This window comes from Mesorhizobium sp. M0018, from assembly GCF_040323955.1.
GTDB lineage: Bacteria > Pseudomonadota > Alphaproteobacteria > Rhizobiales > Rhizobiaceae > Mesorhizobium.
This window is the reverse complement of sequence record NZ_JAMYVL010000011.1, coordinates 23584-40026: the sequence shown is the minus strand read 5'-3', so window position 1 is coordinate 40026 and position 16443 is coordinate 23584. Positions and strand designations below refer to the sequence as shown.

Annotated in this window: 26 protein-coding genes; 15 read left to right on the top strand and 11 right to left on the bottom strand. The window is 62.5% G+C overall.

The window, feature by feature from the left end:
• Positions 1-7 precede the first annotated feature (7 nt).
• The gene (locus NKJ81_RS17050; protein ID WP_352458146.1) at positions 8-592 is read left to right on the top strand and encodes an acyltransferase; all 585 of its coding nucleotides are present in this window, start codon (positions 8-10) and stop codon (positions 590-592) included.
• 28 nt (positions 593-620) lie between these two features.
• On the opposite strand, the gene NKJ81_RS17045 is transcribed toward NKJ81_RS17050, so the two are convergent.
• From NKJ81_RS17045 to NKJ81_RS17025, 5 genes are all read right to left on the bottom strand, one after another.
• Positions 621-1367 (bottom strand): hypothetical protein, encoded by a 747-nt coding sequence (locus NKJ81_RS17045; protein ID WP_352474245.1) that lies wholly within the window; start codon positions 1365-1367, stop codon positions 621-623.
• A gap of 266 nt (positions 1368-1633) precedes the next feature.
• Positions 1634-1807 carry a hypothetical protein gene (locus NKJ81_RS17040; protein WP_352452704.1) on the bottom strand — a complete coding sequence of 58 codons (174 nt, stop codon included), beginning with the start codon at positions 1805-1807 and terminating at the stop codon, positions 1634-1636.
• A 153-nt stretch (positions 1808-1960) separates the two neighbouring features.
• Positions 1961-2128 carry a hypothetical protein gene (locus NKJ81_RS17035; protein WP_023675755.1) on the bottom strand — a complete coding sequence of 56 codons (168 nt, stop codon included), beginning with the start codon at positions 2126-2128 and terminating at the stop codon, positions 1961-1963.
• 178 nt (positions 2129-2306) lie between these two features.
• Positions 2307-2489, bottom strand: a complete 183-nt coding sequence (locus NKJ81_RS17030) for a hypothetical protein (protein WP_352491000.1) — start codon at positions 2487-2489, stop codon at positions 2307-2309.
• Between the two features lie 133 nt (positions 2490-2622).
• Positions 2623-2808: a hypothetical protein gene (locus NKJ81_RS17025; protein ID WP_352474196.1), complete on the bottom strand. Its 186-nt coding sequence runs from the start codon at positions 2806-2808 to the stop codon at positions 2623-2625.
• A 152-nt stretch (positions 2809-2960) separates the two neighbouring features.
• Between NKJ81_RS17025 and NKJ81_RS17020 the strand changes: the two genes are divergently transcribed.
• The 6 genes from NKJ81_RS17020 (at position 2961) to NKJ81_RS16995 (ending at position 5286) form a co-directional block, all read left to right on the top strand.
• Positions 2961-3821: an N-acetylmuramidase family protein gene (locus NKJ81_RS17020; RefSeq protein WP_352541124.1), complete on the top strand. Its 861-nt coding sequence runs from the start codon at positions 2961-2963 to the stop codon at positions 3819-3821.
• Between the two features lies 1 nt (position 3822).
• A complete protein-coding gene (locus NKJ81_RS17015) occupies positions 3823-4035 on the top strand; it encodes a hypothetical protein (RefSeq protein ID WP_352503639.1) in 213 nt (70 codons plus the stop codon).
• On the top strand, positions 4035-4304 hold the full coding sequence (locus NKJ81_RS17010; protein ID WP_352503640.1) for a hypothetical protein: 270 nt from the start codon (positions 4035-4037) through the stop codon (positions 4302-4304). The genes NKJ81_RS17015 and NKJ81_RS17010 overlap by 1 nt, the downstream gene beginning before the upstream one ends.
• The gene (locus tag NKJ81_RS17005; protein WP_352541123.1) at positions 4289-4492 is read left to right on the top strand and encodes a hypothetical protein; all 204 of its coding nucleotides are present in this window, start codon (positions 4289-4291) and stop codon (positions 4490-4492) included. The genes NKJ81_RS17010 and NKJ81_RS17005 overlap by 16 nt, the downstream gene beginning before the upstream one ends.
• Positions 4492-4815, top strand: a complete 324-nt coding sequence (locus NKJ81_RS17000; RefSeq protein WP_036245970.1) for a hypothetical protein — start codon at positions 4492-4494, stop codon at positions 4813-4815. Before NKJ81_RS17005 ends, NKJ81_RS17000 begins: the two co-directional genes overlap by 1 nt.
• Positions 4816-4986: 171 nt before the next feature.
• A complete protein-coding gene (locus NKJ81_RS16995; protein ID WP_352503641.1) occupies positions 4987-5286 on the top strand; it encodes a hypothetical protein in 300 nt (99 codons plus the stop codon).
• Positions 5287-5300: 14 nt separating this feature from the next.
• On the opposite strand, the gene NKJ81_RS16990 is transcribed toward NKJ81_RS16995, so the two are convergent.
• The gene (locus tag NKJ81_RS16990; protein ID WP_352541122.1) at positions 5301-5576 is read right to left on the bottom strand and encodes a hypothetical protein; all 276 of its coding nucleotides are present in this window, start codon (positions 5574-5576) and stop codon (positions 5301-5303) included.
• Between the two features lie 168 nt (positions 5577-5744).
• Between NKJ81_RS16990 and NKJ81_RS16985 the strand changes: the two genes are divergently transcribed.
• The 4 genes from NKJ81_RS16985 to NKJ81_RS16970 all read left to right on the top strand — a co-directional run bounded on the left by NKJ81_RS16985 (position 5745) and on the right by NKJ81_RS16970 (position 7356).
• Positions 5745-6041: a hypothetical protein gene (locus tag NKJ81_RS16985; RefSeq protein WP_352474209.1), complete on the top strand. Its 297-nt coding sequence runs from the start codon at positions 5745-5747 to the stop codon at positions 6039-6041.
• Positions 6042-6384: 343 nt separating this feature from the next.
• Entirely contained in the window at positions 6385-6690 is a 306-nt protein-coding gene (locus tag NKJ81_RS16980; protein WP_352474210.1) for a DUF1236 domain-containing protein, read from the top strand.
• A 124-nt stretch (positions 6691-6814) separates the two neighbouring features.
• Complete coding sequence (locus NKJ81_RS16975; RefSeq protein WP_352452715.1) at positions 6815-7027, top strand: hypothetical protein; 213 nt, start codon at positions 6815-6817, stop codon at positions 7025-7027.
• Positions 7028-7113: 86 nt separating this feature from the next.
• Positions 7114-7356: a DUF2934 domain-containing protein gene (locus NKJ81_RS16970; RefSeq protein ID WP_352541121.1), complete on the top strand. Its 243-nt coding sequence runs from the start codon at positions 7114-7116 to the stop codon at positions 7354-7356.
• A 120-nt stretch (positions 7357-7476) separates the two neighbouring features.
• Here the strand turns inward: NKJ81_RS16970 and NKJ81_RS16965 are convergent, their stop codons facing one another.
• Positions 7477-7791 carry a hypothetical protein gene (locus tag NKJ81_RS16965; RefSeq protein WP_352474216.1) on the bottom strand — a complete coding sequence of 105 codons (315 nt, stop codon included), beginning with the start codon at positions 7789-7791 and terminating at the stop codon, positions 7477-7479.
• A 434-nt stretch (positions 7792-8225) separates the two neighbouring features.
• On the opposite strand from NKJ81_RS16965, the gene NKJ81_RS16960 reads away from it, so the two are divergent.
• Complete coding sequence (locus NKJ81_RS16960) at positions 8226-8909, top strand: hypothetical protein (RefSeq protein ID WP_352541240.1); 684 nt, start codon at positions 8226-8228, stop codon at positions 8907-8909.
• Between the two features lie 141 nt (positions 8910-9050).
• Here NKJ81_RS16960 and NKJ81_RS16955 read toward each other — a convergent pair whose 3' ends face one another.
• On the bottom strand, positions 9051-9383 hold the full coding sequence (locus tag NKJ81_RS16955) for a hypothetical protein (protein WP_352474220.1): 333 nt from the start codon (positions 9381-9383) through the stop codon (positions 9051-9053).
• Between the two features lie 276 nt (positions 9384-9659).
• Here NKJ81_RS16955 and NKJ81_RS16950 point away from each other — a divergent pair, with 276 nt between their 5' ends.
• From NKJ81_RS16950 to NKJ81_RS16940, 3 genes are all read left to right on the top strand, one after another.
• Positions 9660-9914: a hypothetical protein gene (locus NKJ81_RS16950; RefSeq protein WP_352474222.1), complete on the top strand. Its 255-nt coding sequence runs from the start codon at positions 9660-9662 to the stop codon at positions 9912-9914.
• Between the two features lie 200 nt (positions 9915-10114).
• Positions 10115-11365 (top strand): aconitase X, encoded by a 1251-nt coding sequence (locus tag NKJ81_RS16945; RefSeq protein ID WP_352541120.1) that lies wholly within the window; start codon positions 10115-10117, stop codon positions 11363-11365.
• A complete protein-coding gene (locus NKJ81_RS16940) occupies positions 11362-11784 on the top strand; it encodes an aconitase X swivel domain-containing protein (RefSeq protein WP_352541119.1) in 423 nt (140 codons plus the stop codon). The genes NKJ81_RS16945 and NKJ81_RS16940 overlap by 4 nt, the downstream gene beginning before the upstream one ends.
• On the opposite strand, the gene NKJ81_RS16935 is transcribed toward NKJ81_RS16940, so the two are convergent.
• The 3 genes from NKJ81_RS16935 to NKJ81_RS16925 all read right to left on the bottom strand — a co-directional run bounded on the left by NKJ81_RS16935 (position 11781) and on the right by NKJ81_RS16925 (position 16271).
• Entirely contained in the window at positions 11781-12863 is a 1083-nt protein-coding gene (locus tag NKJ81_RS16935; protein ID WP_352541118.1) for an SIP domain-containing protein, read from the bottom strand. The genes NKJ81_RS16940 and NKJ81_RS16935 overlap by 4 nt on opposite strands.
• 2 nt (positions 12864-12865) lie before the next feature.
• A complete protein-coding gene (locus NKJ81_RS16930) occupies positions 12866-14998 on the bottom strand; it encodes a TonB-dependent hemoglobin/transferrin/lactoferrin family receptor (protein ID WP_352541117.1) in 2133 nt (710 codons plus the stop codon).
• A gap of 241 nt (positions 14999-15239) precedes the next feature.
• Positions 15240-16271 carry a LacI family DNA-binding transcriptional regulator gene (locus NKJ81_RS16925; protein WP_352541116.1) on the bottom strand — a complete coding sequence of 344 codons (1032 nt, stop codon included), beginning with the start codon at positions 16269-16271 and terminating at the stop codon, positions 15240-15242.
• Positions 16272-16443 lie beyond the last annotated feature (172 nt).

Sequence of the window (16443 nt, the reverse complement as noted above, 5' to 3'; positions counted from 1 at the left end):
TTCGCGAATGCGCGTCTTCTCCACCGTTCTCACTCTTCGCCGCCGCTTTTGGTCGTGGATCGCCACGGGCGCCGCTAGGGAGAATGCCGTCATCGGGCCGCGCACGAAGTTCGGCGCCGGGGCAGAGATCTTTAATATCCACGGCGACCGGTCTCGCGTCTCAATCGGCGCGGACAGCCATTTGGATGGGCATTTGCAGGTCTTTGCCCACGAGGGTCGGATCAAGATTGATGATTGGTTCTATCTTGGCCCAAGCTCGACGATTTGGTCGTCAGACCCGGTGGGGATCAAGATCGGAAAGCGGGTACACGTCTCATGGGGTGTGGCGATCCACGACACCAACTCGCATCCTATGGACCCGAAGAAGCGCTTCGCGCAGATGCAAGCCATCTTCAAGCGGGGCCATCCTAGAGTCGACCCTGGCATCCGCTCCGCTCCGATCGTGATTGGAGACGATGTCTGGATTGGGAACAGTGCCATGATCATGAAGGGTGTCACGATCGGCGATCGGGCGATTATCTCCGCCGGTTCCATAGTGCGAACCGACGTCCCTGCTGACGCCCTGGTGCGGCCTGACCGGGTCGTGAAATGATGCCTTTGGGTTAATGCTCATCACACGGTTAGCTCACTGTCACGAAGGGCATGTGCTTGATCCGCTCCCATTGCTCCTTCGCCGTGGTTCCTGACCAGCCGTTGCGAAGTGCACTCTCGCGGTACGCCTCCACAGGCTCTAGTCCGGGCAAGGCCACAGTCTGCGGCAAGAAGAACAGGTTGCCGCCAGCCGCCGAGACAGCGACGAGTTTGTAGCCGTGACTATTGCAGAGCTGCGTCAGAGCGGTGATCGAGGCGCCGTGATACCAACCGCTTTCGTGCTTTGCGGCCCTATCGAACGACGGATCGTATGGCACGGTGACGGGGTTGAGCCCGAAGCTGGCATTGTACTCCGCGACAATGACGGCCGGGCGCACTGGCAGCAAGGCTTGCAGAAACCAGTAGTCGTTTCCATCGACATCGACGGAAAGCACTCCAAGTTGCGGGAAATGCGTGGCGAGACTTTCGATGTTGTTGAGATCAATGAAGCTCTGGCGCACTTCAATCCGCTTTGGAAGCAGCGAGCGCGCCAACCGCACGGTCGTTGCGTCGCCGTCGACGAGCAGACCCCTGAATTCACTAAGCCCAATGCAGTTGTACTCCGTCGGATGGAAACCAAATTCCAAGAACGTTTTCGGGCTTTGGCCAACAATCTGCGACAGGATTACACTTTCGTCTGATTGCGGAGACCCGGCAAGGCGAGCCTTTGCGAGGTGAAAATAATATCGGAGGGGGCTTGAGCGAAGGAAAGCATGCATGCGCGATTGGACATTCATCAATGGATGACTCCTGATCGCCCGCCCGCGGACAATTATTTGCGACAAGCGGCGGCGGTTTGCAAGCTTGCAAAACGCCCGCGGCCGCCAGTCTGGACGCCGTTTTAAATCGCCGAAAAGACGTCAGAAGAATTGCTCTGCGAGGGCCGCTCGGGATGCTGTGCGCACCAACAATGGCACAGCAGGCCGACCAGAAATCCTACAACTGGGCGGTATTTCGGAATTGTCAGGGTTCATCGCCGACGCAGACCCACCGCGCCGGCGGGCTACCGTCTGCTGTCCTGCGGCTTCTGGTGAGGGTCCTGGCTTTTCGACCACCAGACAAAATACAGCGAGCCCATCTTCATCACAGGCACGCGGCGGTCGCGTTCCCTGGCCCGCAACTCACGATAGGTCTTCATCTTCAGAGTGCCGCCAGGCAACCTGATACGCACTGCCATCGGTTCAACTCCCGTTGTGCAACGCAGCAATTGTGTGCAATGCGGTAAGTAGAGACCTTCCGTTGCGGAAGAGTCAACAGCAGGATCATCAACTTATTTTGCGAGCTGCGGAGGCTTCGCGGTGCCAGGCGGGCAGGGCCGGCCGAAGGAGCTTCATCCTGGCGACTGATCATCAATCAGGCGCTGGCGGTTCGACCACCAGGTGAAATAGATCCGGCCGATCTTGACGACGGGTATGCGGCGGGCGCGTTCGCGGTCGCGCAATTCGCGGTACACCTTCACCTTCAGTGTGCCGCCAGGCATCCTGATACGCACCGCCATCGATTCCGCCACCCCATTGTGCAATGCAGCATCAGAGACCTTCCGCTGCGGAAGAGTCAATGCCTGCCCGCTGACTATTTCTGGGACTAGTCGAGCGGTCTTGAGGTTTGGGCGCACGCGGCGGTTCCCGATCCCGCACGGGGGCGCCAGTGCCAGTCGGGATCGTCGGGTGCGCGGGCTATTTCCTGGGCGAGGATTTTCTGGGCGAGGATGGGCGATCGGACACGCCGCTCGGCCACCAGATGACGAAGTAATTGCCGACCTGCCAAACCGGCACCTCGCGGTTCTGCTCGCGGCGCCGCAGCTCGCTCCTTTTCTTGATCTTCAAGGTGCCGCCCGGAAGCCTGATTCTTATCGTCACGTGTCCTCCCGCTAAAGCTACGAACGATAGACGGGAACAGTTTCATCCCGGCTAGGCAATTTCATCCAGGCCAAGCAATTTCGGGGCCGAAAACGCAGCGCGCCGGACCGCAGCGATATCGCCGGAACCGGCTTCATTTGAAGAAATCCGCAATGCCGTTGATGGCCAGCACCGCATAGACGATCGGTCCGGCGATAAACGCACAATAGAGACAGAGGATCGCCGCCAGCACCGCGAGCAACGGCTTGTCGCGAGCGACGGCGCGGAGCTCGGACTTCACCGACCAGCGTGCCGCAGCGGTTTGTTCATCATCAGACATGTGCACCATCCCGCGGCCATTTCACACGGCGGGTCGAAAACATCAACCTTCCTTGCCACATCGGCGCGGGCTGCCGCCAAATTCTGCTTTGCCGCCGCGCATCTGCTTTTTCAACCTCAAAACCTTGCCCGCGAGGGCGGAAAGGACTGCCCATGGACATGACGTTCAGGGGCGCCGCCAGGCGCCTCGATGATATAGACTTGCCGAAACTCGGTGCCCGGATCGGCGTCGGCGAGGACGAGATGCACGCGTTCCTCGATGTCGAGACGAGCGGGCATGGCTTCGACGCCGTTGGCCGGCCGGTCATCCTGTTCGAACCGCACGTCTTCTACCGCAACCTGTCGGGTGCCAAGCGGGCACAAGCGGTAGCCGCCGGCCTCGCTTATCCGAAGTGGGGCGCAAAGCCCTATCCCAGGGATAGCTACCCACGGCTCAGGGCAGCTTGTGCGATCGACGAAACCGCGGCGCTCAAATCGGCCTCATGGGGCTTGGGCCAGGTTCTCGGCGAGAATTTCATGGCGGCAGGCTTCCTTACCGTGCAGGCGATGGCCGAGGCGATGATGGCGGACGAGGCGCTGCAGCTCGGCGCGGCGATCGATTTCATCGTCGAGAAGCGGCTCGACGACAATCTGCGCAATCATGACTGGTCGGGATTCGCCAAGGGCTACAACGGCGCCGGCTATCGCAAGAACGCCTACGATACCAGGCTTGCCGAGGCCTATCGCAAATGGTCGCGCATCAAGGACACGCCCTGGCCGTCTGCCGGTCCGGTGTCGTCGGCGGTCGTCCCCACAGTCCCGCCAGAGCCCGCGAAGCCAATTGCCGTTCCCCAAGCGACCGCTATACCCTCTGTGCCTCCCGTGCCTCCCGTGCCTCCCGTGCCTCCCGTGCCTCCCGTGCCTCCCGTGCCTCCCGTGGCTGCCGTGGCTGCCGCCAGGCCCGGCCTCTGGGCAGCGCTGATCGCCGCCATCCTCAAATTATCAGCCATCCTCAAGCTATTCGGAAGGAAATGACATGTGGACCCGGATCAAGAGCTTTTTCCGCGACAGCGAGACAATATTCTGGGCGCGGCTTCAGGCGGCCATCGGCGTCATCGCGACTATCGTCACCTATGTCGACCCGCAGGTCCTTTCGCCGATTATCCCGGGGGAATGGTTCCCCTGGTTTCTTGTGATCAACGGCGTTTTGACCGAGTTCCTGCGCCGCCGCCGCGCGGAGGACTTGTGATGGCAGCGCTTCTCAGCATTCTCAGCGCCATCATCGGCAACAGGGTCGTCATGACGGTATTCGCTGCCGTGGCGGGCGGCATCGGCCTTTACGTTGCCGGCGGCATCAACCGGGCAAAGAAGGAGGCGGTCAAACAGGCCGAGGCAAAAGTCGCGGCCGCCGAGGATCGCCTGGAAATGAGGCGCGAGGCCGCCGCCGAAGAGCGCAAGGCCGCCGGCATGGCCGATGCGGCAGCAAGAGCGGAGGCTGAGAAATGGGCAAAGCGCTGATCCTCTGCGTGGTGCTCGCCGGCTGCGCGACAACCGCACCGGCCGGCAATCCGCGCCAGGTCTGGTGCGACCACAACCAGCCGCGCCGGCCATCGGCGGCCGTGATCGCCGCCATGACCCGGCCAGAGCTCGACGAGATGAACGCGTTCAACGGGCAGGGCGCCAGATGGTGCGGGTGGACGCCATGATGCACGAATTACTCGACGTCCTGGGCATCAAGGCGCCGGTGTTGGTCGCCGGCCTGTCCGGCGGCATTTTGCGGGCCTTGTCGCGCCACCGCTACAAGGTCCGCGAAATGGTGGCCTCGCCGATCTGCGGCGCGCTGGCGGCGGCTTATCTGACGCTGCCGGTCGTGCATTATTTCCGCGCCGCCGGCCTGCCCATTCCTTCTCCGGACGACGACACCACGACGCTGGCCGCGGCGTTCCTCATCGGCGTCTCGGCGATGTGGATCTCGGACATCGTCTTCGAGGTTATCGTGCGCCGGTTCGGGCCGGTGAAGGAGGAATAAGCCGCCCAAGCCCGCCGAAATAGTGACGTTCAGTTGGAGCCCGCCGCGCCGAAAGGTGCGGCGGGCTTTTTGCATTTTTGCTCGCATTCTGTACGATCTTTCTTTCGCGACAGGGCGGCTCGATCCGGCGCTGCCCGACCAAGATGCGCGTTAGGCATGGGAGATGGTGTCATGCTTGCCAAGGTCCAGACACAAGCGGCAGTCCTGACAGCCGGGGCACTTCTGTTTGCCGCGACGGCCTACGCGCGGCCGGACAGCCGCGCGATGACATGCGAACAGACGCAGCTTCTGATCCAGAGGCATCGCTCTGTCGTGCTCACCACCGGCCAGAACACCTACGACCGTTACGTCCGCCAATTCGGCAATGAATGCGACTGGCCGCAGGTGCCGCGCGCCGCGTATATCAAGACGCTCGACGGTCAATGTCTGGTCTATCGCTGCCAGGAGCCGCTCTTCGACCTCCCGAATTGAAAGCAGGCGGCGGCTCATTCCTCGTCGAAAGGGCCACCTTCGCTTGCAAGATCGCGCGAAATGACACGTTCATCGGTATCGTCCGGCAAGGCCTCGTCGCTGTCCTGGTAAGCGTTATCGTCGTCCTCCTCCGGCAGTTCGCCGCTCTTCTCGACGTCATAGCGAATATCGCCGTTTTGCGGCACGCCGTCAGGGAGGATTCTCCCGCTCCGGATGGCATCCCAGTCCTGCTGCTCGATCGTCGGGCTCTCCGTCTCGTCGTCGGTTCGTTCTTTGCTGCGCGGTTCCATCGCCGGTTCTCCATAATGTCAGCGGCCCTGAATTGGCTCTGTGGTTGAACTCATAAGTCTGGCGGCCGGTTCCGGGCCGCCGCGGTCCGCGCGCGTTGCCGCACGACGGAACCAATCGCGCCGGCCCGCCTTCACATTCAGAAGATATTGGCGCGAAAGGAGCTCGACATGAGACCGCTCATTTTCTTGCCGTACATGTTAGGTGCGCTGCTGCTGGCGGTGCCGGCGGCCGCGCAGCCGGGCGAACAGGCGCAATCCGACCGCTGCAAAGTCGAGCCGCCGGACCAGAACAGCCAACAGCAGAAGCCGGCCGGCAACAATTTGTCCGATACGCTCGAGCCATGCGGTGGGGTCCTGAAGCCCCCGCCAACGGGCGATCAGGGCATGGCGGCGCCACCGCCGGATGAGGGCAAGACCCCGGTGATCAAGCCCGGCGAGGTGCCGCCACAGCCGCCAAAGCAGTAGCAGCGACGAGCGGCAACTTCGCGCCGCTCGCGCCGGCAGGTTTGTTGCACTCGCTGAGGAACATTAGCTTGTCCTAAATGTTATTTTAGACGCAGTAGATATCACCCCCCTCCGGTATCGCTGCTGATCGGGAAACCGATCGGCCCGCGTCTTGCGACGCGGGCCACCGCAAGCTCATTCGCAGTCCATTCGCCGCATCGCGCGGGCACTTCACCGCTGTTCGATTAGCCGCCACTTACGGAACAACAAGGTGGCGTGGGCGTTTGCCTAGAGGGTTCGCCGCTTCGACCGGAATGCCGCGTCGCAATTGTAAGGGCGAGGCCCGTAACAACAGGAGTAGACGATGAAAATCCACCTTGTTCCTGCTGCGGCGGGATTGGCGTTGCTTGCCGGCGTCGGCGTGGCCACCGCGGACCAGGTGATTGTCACGCCCAAACAGCAGACGGTCATCCGCGAATACGTCCACAAGCACCCGCTGGCGTCGATCAGTCTTCTGGGGGTGGAGCTCAATATCGGTTCCACGTTGCCCGATACGGTCGAGCTGCAACCGATCGATGTTCCAGACGTGCGGTACAGATACGTCGTCGTCGGCAATCGCACCGTGCTCGTCGACCCAGACACCCGCAAAATCGTGCAGGTCATCGAGTGATCGGCGTTGCCAAACCGCGAACCGGATTTGGAAGGTCATGGCCTAAATTATCAAATGAGAGCTCCATCCCGAGGGATCGGGATGGAGCCGCTGTCGTCTCGAAACAAGGAAAGGAGCCATTCCCATGCTGCCGCATGTCGAGCCGGTCAACGTGGCCGCCGCCGTCGACAAACTGCTTGCTGAACGAGGCGATGGCCTGCTGTCGATGAAGGCGGCGATAGCACTGTTGCGCGAACGCACCGGAACCGAGCGCTCGGACGCGGACCTTGAAGGGCTGATCATCAAGAAGGCGGCGCTCCTCGGGGTCGCCGTCCTGTGTGACAGAGAGGTTCAATGACGGTGTCGCCTGCCGCTCAAGACGCCGGTCGAAATTTCAGCTAGAACAAGGTTGCTTACGCATCAACCGAGCCGACGGAGGTATCAGTGACGGACAGGCAGGAACGGATTCGCCAGCGAGCACACGCGATCTGGGAACAGGCAGGCAGGCCCGACGGGGCGCATCAGCAGCATTGGGATCAGGCTACCGCCGAAATCGACGCAGAAACCGCCGCGCCGGAGACCGCCAGCCGACCGAAGCCGAAAGCACGCCACCTAGGCCGGCCGCCAGCAAGGACGGAAGCAAAGCCAAGGCGCGACCACGTAAAGCGTGAACGCAAGCGGATTTGATTCCAACGCTGGATCTCGCGGGTGGTCGGCCCATGCATCGTTCCATGATCGGCAGCAAAACCAGTCCTGCCGGTCCTGCTGCCGCAAGCCCGCGATGGCAAGCCCGATTGGCGCGGCTAACTACTTACCGCAATTGTTGTCGTTGACAGTCGGTGAAACCGTCCCGGCAGGCTTGTTGGAGGCATCGGGTTGAGCTCCTTGCGGGGTTGCAGGGCAGTTTTCGTCCGCATTGGAGTTCATGGTACCCGTCGTGCCCATCGTGCTGCGGGTCGTGCCAGGGTCAATACCGTTCGGCTTGGGCTGGACGACGATGCTCTTCTCGCTGCCAGGCGCATTGTTGTCCGACCCGGCGTTCTGGGCCATCGCCGCGGTCGCCAGACCGGCTGCAAGTATGGAAGCTGTCACGATTTTCGTAAGCATGTTGATCTCCATCATTGGGTTATCATCATGTGACGACTACAGAAAAAACAACCCGGGTGATGGAAAGGTTCCGGCAAAAATGACGCAGCACAGTGAAGCAAACCCGCGCAGCGCGGATCTTCTCGGCCCCCCTTGTTCTATTACCGTAGGTAGGTTTGATGTTGTGGTTTGCTGATTAGGAATTCGCCTTCTTTGGCCGCCGACCGTCGCAACGTTCGTCTGTTGCGGCGCCATCAGCTGAGTCTCGCATCGCTTCAATCGGTAGAGGCCATCCCAAAGTAAAACTTTCGGAAAATTTCACTACAAATTTCACGCGGCTGTTATTTGAAAATATACCATGAGGCCAGCGAGCTGATCGGCAACGAAACCGATCATCTTCTTGCAAATTAGTAGGTATGCAACCGGCGACGTCGCGGGCTGTTCAGCGCAACTACAGCAAGGAGAGTGTTATGACCACCTTAATCAAAACAATCACCGATGCGGTGGCAGGCAGCGCAGTTATTTTCATGCTCTCGATGCCCGTGAATGCCGCGGACGGAATTGCCGTTGGTGTTGGAACATCCATCGGCGGCAACGGCGGCATCAAAGCCGGCCTCGGCGCGACGGTTGGCGGTCGCGGCGGCATCAACGCCGGTGCCGGCGCGACGGTTGGCGGCAGCGGCGGCATCAAGGCAGGCCTCGGTGCGTCGTTGGGCGGCAGTAGCGGCATCAACGCCGGTGCCGGCGCGACGGTTGGCGGTTCCAGCGGAATCGCGGCGGGCGCCGGCGCATCGGTCGGGGGCAGAAGCGGCATCAACGCCGGTGCCGGCGCGACGATCGGCGGTTCCGGTGGCATTGCTGCCGGCGCGGGGGTAGGTATCGGCAGCGGCGTTAGGGCTGGCGCGGGGGTCGGGATCGGCAGCGGCATCAATGTCGGCGCCGGTGTCGGGATCGGTGGTGGCACCAATCCGAGCAATCCGTCCAACCCGTCCAATCCCAGCAATCCCAGCAATCCCAGCTTGCCTCAGGTCGTTGCCGACATGTCGGGCGACAAGTTGGCCAGGATGAAGAAGCGCTGCGTTGACGTGCTCAGCAGCGGAGGCACTTACGACAGCGATCTGCGCCAATTGTGCCTGCTGATCGCCCGCCGCTAAGGCGAATACATCGGATGAATGTCGGACCAGGCCGAGAGGCCTTCGTCCACCAAAGCTCCAGCAGTCCAAAGCCCGCCATTGCGGCGGGCTTTTTTCCGAGCACGTGGCGTCAGCATGGCGGGGGCTCACACGAGCACGCGCTCAGTGTGTTTGACGGCCAGGATCCGGCGAAGCGGACGCTTCGTCTTCCAGGGAGTCCCAACCCGCGGCGGGGCTGCTTTGCATCAGCTGAGGGCACGCAAACTCCGCCAGATCGGTTTCCGCGAAGCCGTCGAACTCGATAGCCGCCCCGTAGAGCTGGGCTGCTTGCATGACGAGCCATTCGATGTCCTCGCGCGCAACATTCTCGGCGAGGTTCTGCAGTCGCGCGGCTTCGGCGACAGCAGTCAGATTGATGGCAATCCCGGACCGCAATACAGCCCGAACTCGGGAACTGACGTCTTCGTGCAGGCGAACCGAAAATCCGTAGCGCATGGAAAACCCTTCCCTTCAGGAGCGGTTTGTCCCTCATGTTCCACGATGCGCCCAGGATTCGCGATTGGCAAGCGAAATTCCTTAAAAACTCGTTTTATGTCAAATAGTTAGCGTATTTTGTTGATTGCCTATCTGACGCTTGATCCGCTTCATCTGACTTCTGCATGACTCGCTGATCCGAAGGCCTTGACGCATTCTGCTCACGTACCTAACTCTACAGAAAATTAGGAACACACTAACTCAGCTGCATTTAGGCTGGTGTGACAGGAGGCCGAGATGTCCGAACTGGAACGCCCGGAACGATTGCAGATCATGCTGACCGTCGATGAACTGGCGGCGTTGGAGAACTGGCGCTTCGACAAGCACATGCCGAGCCGGTCGGCCGCGGTACGTGAGCTTTTGAGGCGAGGTCTCACAGCCGATGGTTTCCTGACGGCGGCGCATGGGACCAAGTCGCGCGATTTCGGCATTCTGCCGCATTCTGCAGATGGTGACCGCAGCGCGGCCGACGGACCGTCCCAGAAGGAATAGCGCCGAAGGAATAGTGCCGTTTCCGCCGCGGATCGCCCGCTCTGCGACCGTGCTTCGCGTCTCTCTTGCTTCGCGATGAGCTGTGAACGTCTGGTCTGCTGACGGCTGCGAAGTAGAAGAGATCCAAAGCTCTGTCTTGCCAGACGCTCCGTAATCAGGGAGTGCTTGATCGGCATAGTGCGGGCTCGGGAATATTGCCGATGACGCTGGAATTGACGGCCGGCGACCAGTCGATGCTGCATGGCGAGCAAGGCTCGGCAGCGGCTGCCGCCATGACGATCCTGGTTGCCTTTTCGAAGGCGGTCGGCGCGCGCAAGTTGCTGGACATTGCCGGTGCCCATATAGACGGCTGCCTCTATCACGGCCAGGCCAGCCTCGATTTCGTCGAAAGGCTGATCGAGGGCGGCGGCCGCGTTCGGGTGCCGACGACGCTGAATGTCGGTTCGCTCGACCTCATCCATACCGGATTGGTGAAGATGCCGGTGTCGCAAGAAACGCCGGCGCGACGCCTGATGAAGGCGCATCTGGAACTCGGCTGCCAGGCGACCTTCACCTGCGCACCCTATCAGACCCGGTTCCGGCCAAGGTTCGGCGAGCAGATCGCCTGGGGTGAATCCAACGCCATCGTCTTTGCCAATTCGGTGATCGGCGCGCGGACCAACCGCTATGGCGATTTTATCGATTTGTGCTGCGCAATTACCGGGCGCGCGCCGGCATGGGGGCTGCATCTGAGTGAAAATCGACGAGGCCAGGTCCTGTTCGAGCTGACTGACGCTGCTTTCGAGCCAAGCGACGCTCTGTTTGTCGGCGTCGGGCTGATCATCGGGCAAAGGGCTGGCGACCGTATCCCTGTCATATCGGGCCTGCCGCAGCCGCGCGACGAGGACCAATTGAAGGCGCTGGGGGCGGCGGCGGCAACGACGGGTGCCGTGGCGCTGTTTCATGCCGTCGGCATCACGCCGGAGGCGAAGACGCCGGATGAGGCGTTGCACGGCCTGGCGCCGGAGGAAAAAATCCGGATCTCTCGCGCTGACATCCACCATGCGCTGGCCAGGCTGTCGAGCGTTCCCGACGGCGTGCAGCTCGCAGCCGTGTCGTTAGGCACGCCGCATTTCTCCCATGAAGAGTGGATGCGCCTGTTGCCGCTGCTGCGCGAAGTCGGTCCAGGCAAGGGTGTCCCGATCTATGTCAACACAGGGCGCGCGACGCTGACGCGGTTGCAGGACGAAGGCGCACTGGCCGGCATGGAAGCCTTCGGCCTTGTCCCGGTCACCGACACCTGCACCTATGTCACGTCGATCCTCGAGCGTCTCGATGGCGTGGTGATGACCAATTCGGGCAAATGGGCGCATTACGCACCTGGCAATATCGGTGTCTCGGTGGCCTTCGGTGACATGGAAGACTGCGTCCGCTCGGCTGCGGCCGGCCGCGTCGTGCGAGGCGCGCCATGAAGACGCCGGCCAGAACCGGTACATTCCACCTTTCCGGCTCGGCACAAGGCCCAGCGCTGGTGCTTTCGCAGGCGCTCAGCTTCTGGGGCGGGATCGACGTCGAAACGGGCGACATCATCGACCATTCGCATCCGGACCTGGGCGGCAATATCGCCGGCAAGATCCTGGTGATGCCGAGCGGGCGAGGGTCGTCGTCCTCGTCTTCGGTTCTGGCCGAAGCGATCCGCAGAGGCACCGCGCCGGCCGGCATTATCCTGGAGCGGCCGGACCCGATCCTTGCCGTCGGCGCCATCGTTGCCGAATTCCTCTACGAAATCAGCATGCCGCTGGTTGTCTGCGACGTGTCAGGCATTGTCTCCGGCGACCGGATCGCAATCGGTCTGGGCGAAGATGCGCAAGCGATGGTGAGCAAGCTCTAGCCGGCCATCAGTCCCGCCGCGCCCCGCCGCCAGTAGGCTGCCGCCAGTGTTTCGTTGCGGCCGAGCGCCAGCGTGCCGCGCCAGTGTTCGCGCACCGTCGTGGCGGCTGCCGCTTCGGCCGCAAACCAGCCGAATGCCGAACCGGTCGGCCATGCGACTGACCGGATGGCGCGCGCCAGCCTGTCGTCGAGCCCGGCTGGCACCCCATTTCTCGGCAGCCAGTGCACCTCTATTCCGGTTGCGTTGTCGACGACCTGCCGTTCGCCATCGTCGGCGATCTCTATGAAGGCCACGCCTTTGGTCTCGGCGGGCAGCGTCTCCAGCATGCGAGCCAGCGCCGGCAGGCCGGTTTCGTCGGCGCCCATGAGATACCAGGACGCCGGTCGCACCCGACGGCCGACCGGCCCCATCATGCCGATCTTCATGCCGGGCGCCGCCTGCATGGCCCAGCGGGCGCCGACGCTGTCGCCGGGGTGGATGAGGAAGTCGACCTCGATGATGCCCATTTCGACGTCGAGGGCCCGGATGGTGTAGACGCGCGCTGCCGGGCGCCTGTCGTCCGAGGGCCATGCCGGGAGGCCATTGCTGCCGAGCACGGGCCAGAGCGGATCGGGGACGTCCCTGGTCGGAAACAGCATGCGGATATGCATGCCGCCGAATTTCGCAAAACGAGAGAGATCCTCGCCGGCGAAGCGGATGCGGCGCATATGCCGCGTCAGGTCGCCGACTTGGGTGACGACCATCTCACGGAACTGCGCGAGGCGGGTTTCTTCGGCGAGATCGCCGGTCCAGACGATCTCGGGACTTTCTTCCTTGGCATATACCTCTACGGCAGTGGCCAGCAGGTCCTTGATGCGGGCCAGCCCATCGCGGTCGGCGGCGTTGGCCCGCATCACCAGCCGCTCCATGTCAAGGGACGCGTCGCCGAAGGCGAAGCGGAAGTCGAGCCGCTGCCCCTCCCGCGAGGCATCGGCATCGAAGCTCTGCAGCCTGTCGCTGATGCGGTCGATGTAATGCGGCAGGTTGCGCAGGTTCAAGCGCGCTTCGCAGGCCAGTCCGCTCACTGAAGCTTCCCTCATTCTCAACCTCCGATCCTGCCTGTGAGCGCCACCTTGAAGGTGCGGCCCTTGCCCTGTTCCGTCGCCGCCGTCGTCGACCAGGCGCTTTGCGGGTCGGTGTAGGCGGTGTTGAAGACGTTATCGACGCTGAAATCGAGCTTGGCGTAGTCGTTGATGCGCCAGTTGGCAAAGACGTTGACCAGGTCGAAGCCGTCATCGACCACGACCGGCGCGTCGGGATTGGTGCGGCTTGTCCGGGTGATCTTGCCGACGCTGAGATATTGCGCACCGACGGTGAGCTGGTCTTCCAGCATGCGGAAGCCGACGGTCGCCGAGAAGCGGTCGAGCGGCGTGTTGTTCAGCGTCTGGCCGGAATAGACGCCGCTGACGACCTCGGCGTCGATCAGGGCGCCGGCGAGGTTCGCGAACCCCCAGCCATAGTCGTAGACGGCTTCGGCCTCGATGCCCTTCAGCCGCGCGTCGCCGATGTTGATCGCCATCCGCGGCAAAACGGTGAGGTCGACGTCGATATAGTCTTCGACGGCGGTGTGGAAGACGTTGACCTTGGCACGAAACAGGTCGCCCGCGGCCAGCACATCGTCATATCTCAGATTGATCCCGGCTTCCCAGTTCTTCGCCGTTTCGGGCTGCAGAAGCAGGTTAGGCTGGTAACTGTCGCCGCCGCCATGCGCGCCGCCGCCGCGATAGACGTCCTGCAGGCCTGGTGCCCGGTAGCCTTCCGAATAGGTGCCGTAGAGCTGGAAGCCATCCAACGGCATCACGCCGACGGTGAGGCGAGGCGACCAGCGATCGCCCGAAATCGAGGCTTCCGCCGGCGGCACGGTCTTCGTTTTGCCGTCGAGCTGGTAGCCGTCATAGCGCATGGCGGCGATGAGCTGCAGCCAGTCGCTGTAGTCGCCCTGCCATTGCAGGAAGCCGCCATAACCCTGCTGCTCGCCCGAACCGAAATGCGCGGCCTCCGACGAGGCCTCCAGATAGTAGTAGTCGAGGCCGTAGGTGAGGGTATGTGCCAACTCCCAGGCGTCGAAACGCGAGGAGTTCTTCAGGTTGAAGCCGGTCGTGGCGACGTCGTAATAGCGGAAGTTGCCGATCGCCGTTGCCGGCCAGACCTGCGTCTGCTCGGCGCGCGTGCGGTTGTGGTATGCGTTGACACTGAGGTCGATCAGTTCGTTGTCGTCCGGCCTCCACATATAAGCAGCCGTGTAGGTCTGGTTGGTCGTGTCGGTGTCGTAGCGGCTCAGCGTTGGCGAGGTCGAGCCGCTCGATCCGGTGATCTGGTCATTGTAGCGCTGCAGGATCGCGCCGAGCTTGAGCTCGTGGCCGTCGGCCGGCCGCAGGGTCGCCTTCATATAGCCGCTGGTGATGCTCTCGCCGGTCCATGGCACGGCGTCGCCATTGCCATCGGTGTAGCTGTCGCGGTCGCGATAAATGAGGTTGCCGATGATGTCGGCGTCGTCGCTGAAACGGTAGGCGCCGGTGGTGCTGGTGGTGAAGCCGTCGCCATTATCCTCATTGCCCAGCTTCTCGCTCAGCGCCCAGCGCTCCTCCTGCTTGAGGAAATCGCCGGCATCCCTGGTTTCGAAGGAGACGACGCCGCCGATGCCGCCCGAGCCATAGGCGTTCGAGACCGGGCCGCGAATGACGGTCGCTTCCTTGATTAGTTCCGGCTCGACATAGAACGAGCCCGAGCCGTGGCCGACGCGCCAGTAATCCTGGCGGGCGCCGTCGAGCGTCACCACCACGCGGCCATATTGTTCGAGGCCGCGAATGTTGATGGCGGTTGCCGGATCGTCGCCGTTCATCGAAGCGGCAACGCCGGGCGTGGTGCGGAACATGTCGGCGGCGGTGTCAGGCTGGATGCGTTCGAGCTCTTCCTGATCGACGGCGCTGATGGCGGCCATCGATTCGATAATCGCCGTCTTGATCATCGTCGCCGAGATGGTGATCAGGTCGAGCACGGTCGGCTCGTTCTGCCCAGTTCTAGCCTGCTGGGCGACCTTGACCGGCCGATCGGCCTTGGCGGCGGCGCCGTTCTTCTCCGGCTCCTGCGCGGCGGCCAGCGGCGCGGCACACAGGCCGAGCGCGAAGGCGAGCGCGGTGCTCGCCATCAAGGTCTTGTTGCTTGTCTGTTTCATGCGTGCAGCCCCGGGAAAAGCAAAGATTGCTGGCGGCGGCCGTTGGCCCTGGCTGGCATGATGGAGAAGCCTCGACACACGGGCCGGGCAGGGATACTTATTAAAACATGATGATAATAGTCAATTTAATTTTGCAGGTCTGAGCCTGATCGAAGATTCTCGGTCGGACCCTTGATCTGGCCGCCAAAATCTCGCCCGAGCGATTATGAATTTGTGACGCACCCGTGCTTCTTCACCTGGTTCAGATCTCCGGGATGCTTTCCCTGAAGATCACTTGCAGCCGTGGCTGGTGCAGTTCGTAAGGCAAGCCCCTGACCGCATGGGTCAAGGTGTTGAGCGCCTCGCGGGCCTCTACGCGCGGGTTCTGGTCGATGACCGCGTCCAGCGTGCCGTCGAGCAGAAGCTCCTTGGTGCCTTCCGTCACCTCATGGCCGAGAAAGACCGTCGACAGCGCGCGCCCGCGCTCCTTGAGTGCGCGGGCGATGCCGGTGTTGCCGGCGCCGACATTGTAGATGGCGGCCAGGTCCGGGTGCCGGTCCAGCAGGGCGGAGGCCTCCGAATAGGCCTTCTCCCGGTCGTCGAGCATCTCGCGCATCTCGACGATCTGCAGATTGGGCGATTCTTCCGCCAGTATGTGGCGGAAGCCCATCTCGCGCTCTTCGTGGCCGCGGTAGGAGAGCGAACCGGCGAACAGCGCGACCTTGCCCGGACGCCCTGCGCCCATGAAGCGGTTGAGCAGGTAGCCGGCGAGCCGGCCGGCGGCGCGGTTGTCGATGCCGATATAGGCAACCCTCGGCACATGCAGGATGTCGGAAGCGATGGTGACGACCCTGACGCCGCTGGTCGAAAGCGAGCGGATCGCCTCGCGGACCGTCGGATGGTCGAGTGCGATCACACCGACGCCCTGCGTCTGCCCGTGCAGTTCCTGCAGCAGACGCGCAAGCCGGTCCGGATTGAAACCTTCGATAGTAGCGACACGGACGTCGAGGTCGGGCCGCGCCTGCGCCTGCGCCTCGATCTGGCGGTGCAGCATCTTGATGAAGGAATTGGTGCCGGCGGGCAGGGCGAAATCCAGCCGTATGACCTCGCCAGTAACCGCGTTGAGCGAGCTCGGATTATTCGAATTTTCAGCGATATAGCCAAGCCGCTGTGCCGTTTCGAGCACGACCTCACGGGTGCGCGCCCTGACCCCGGCGCGGTTGTTGAGCACACGGTCGACCGTGGCGGCCGAAACGCCGGCCTCCCGGGCTATGTCTGTCAGGGTGGACCGCACTGTCGATCACCTCATTCCAAAACGCGCCAGGGGCGCATCGAGATCACGCATTTCATGGGTCCACCGTCGGAGAGCGGCTTCATCGCCGTCCGCGATTCTGATGGGAAATGATGTAACCGGCCTTGGCCGATGCGCAAGCCGTTGCGCTACACCAGAGTGCCCAAGCAGACCA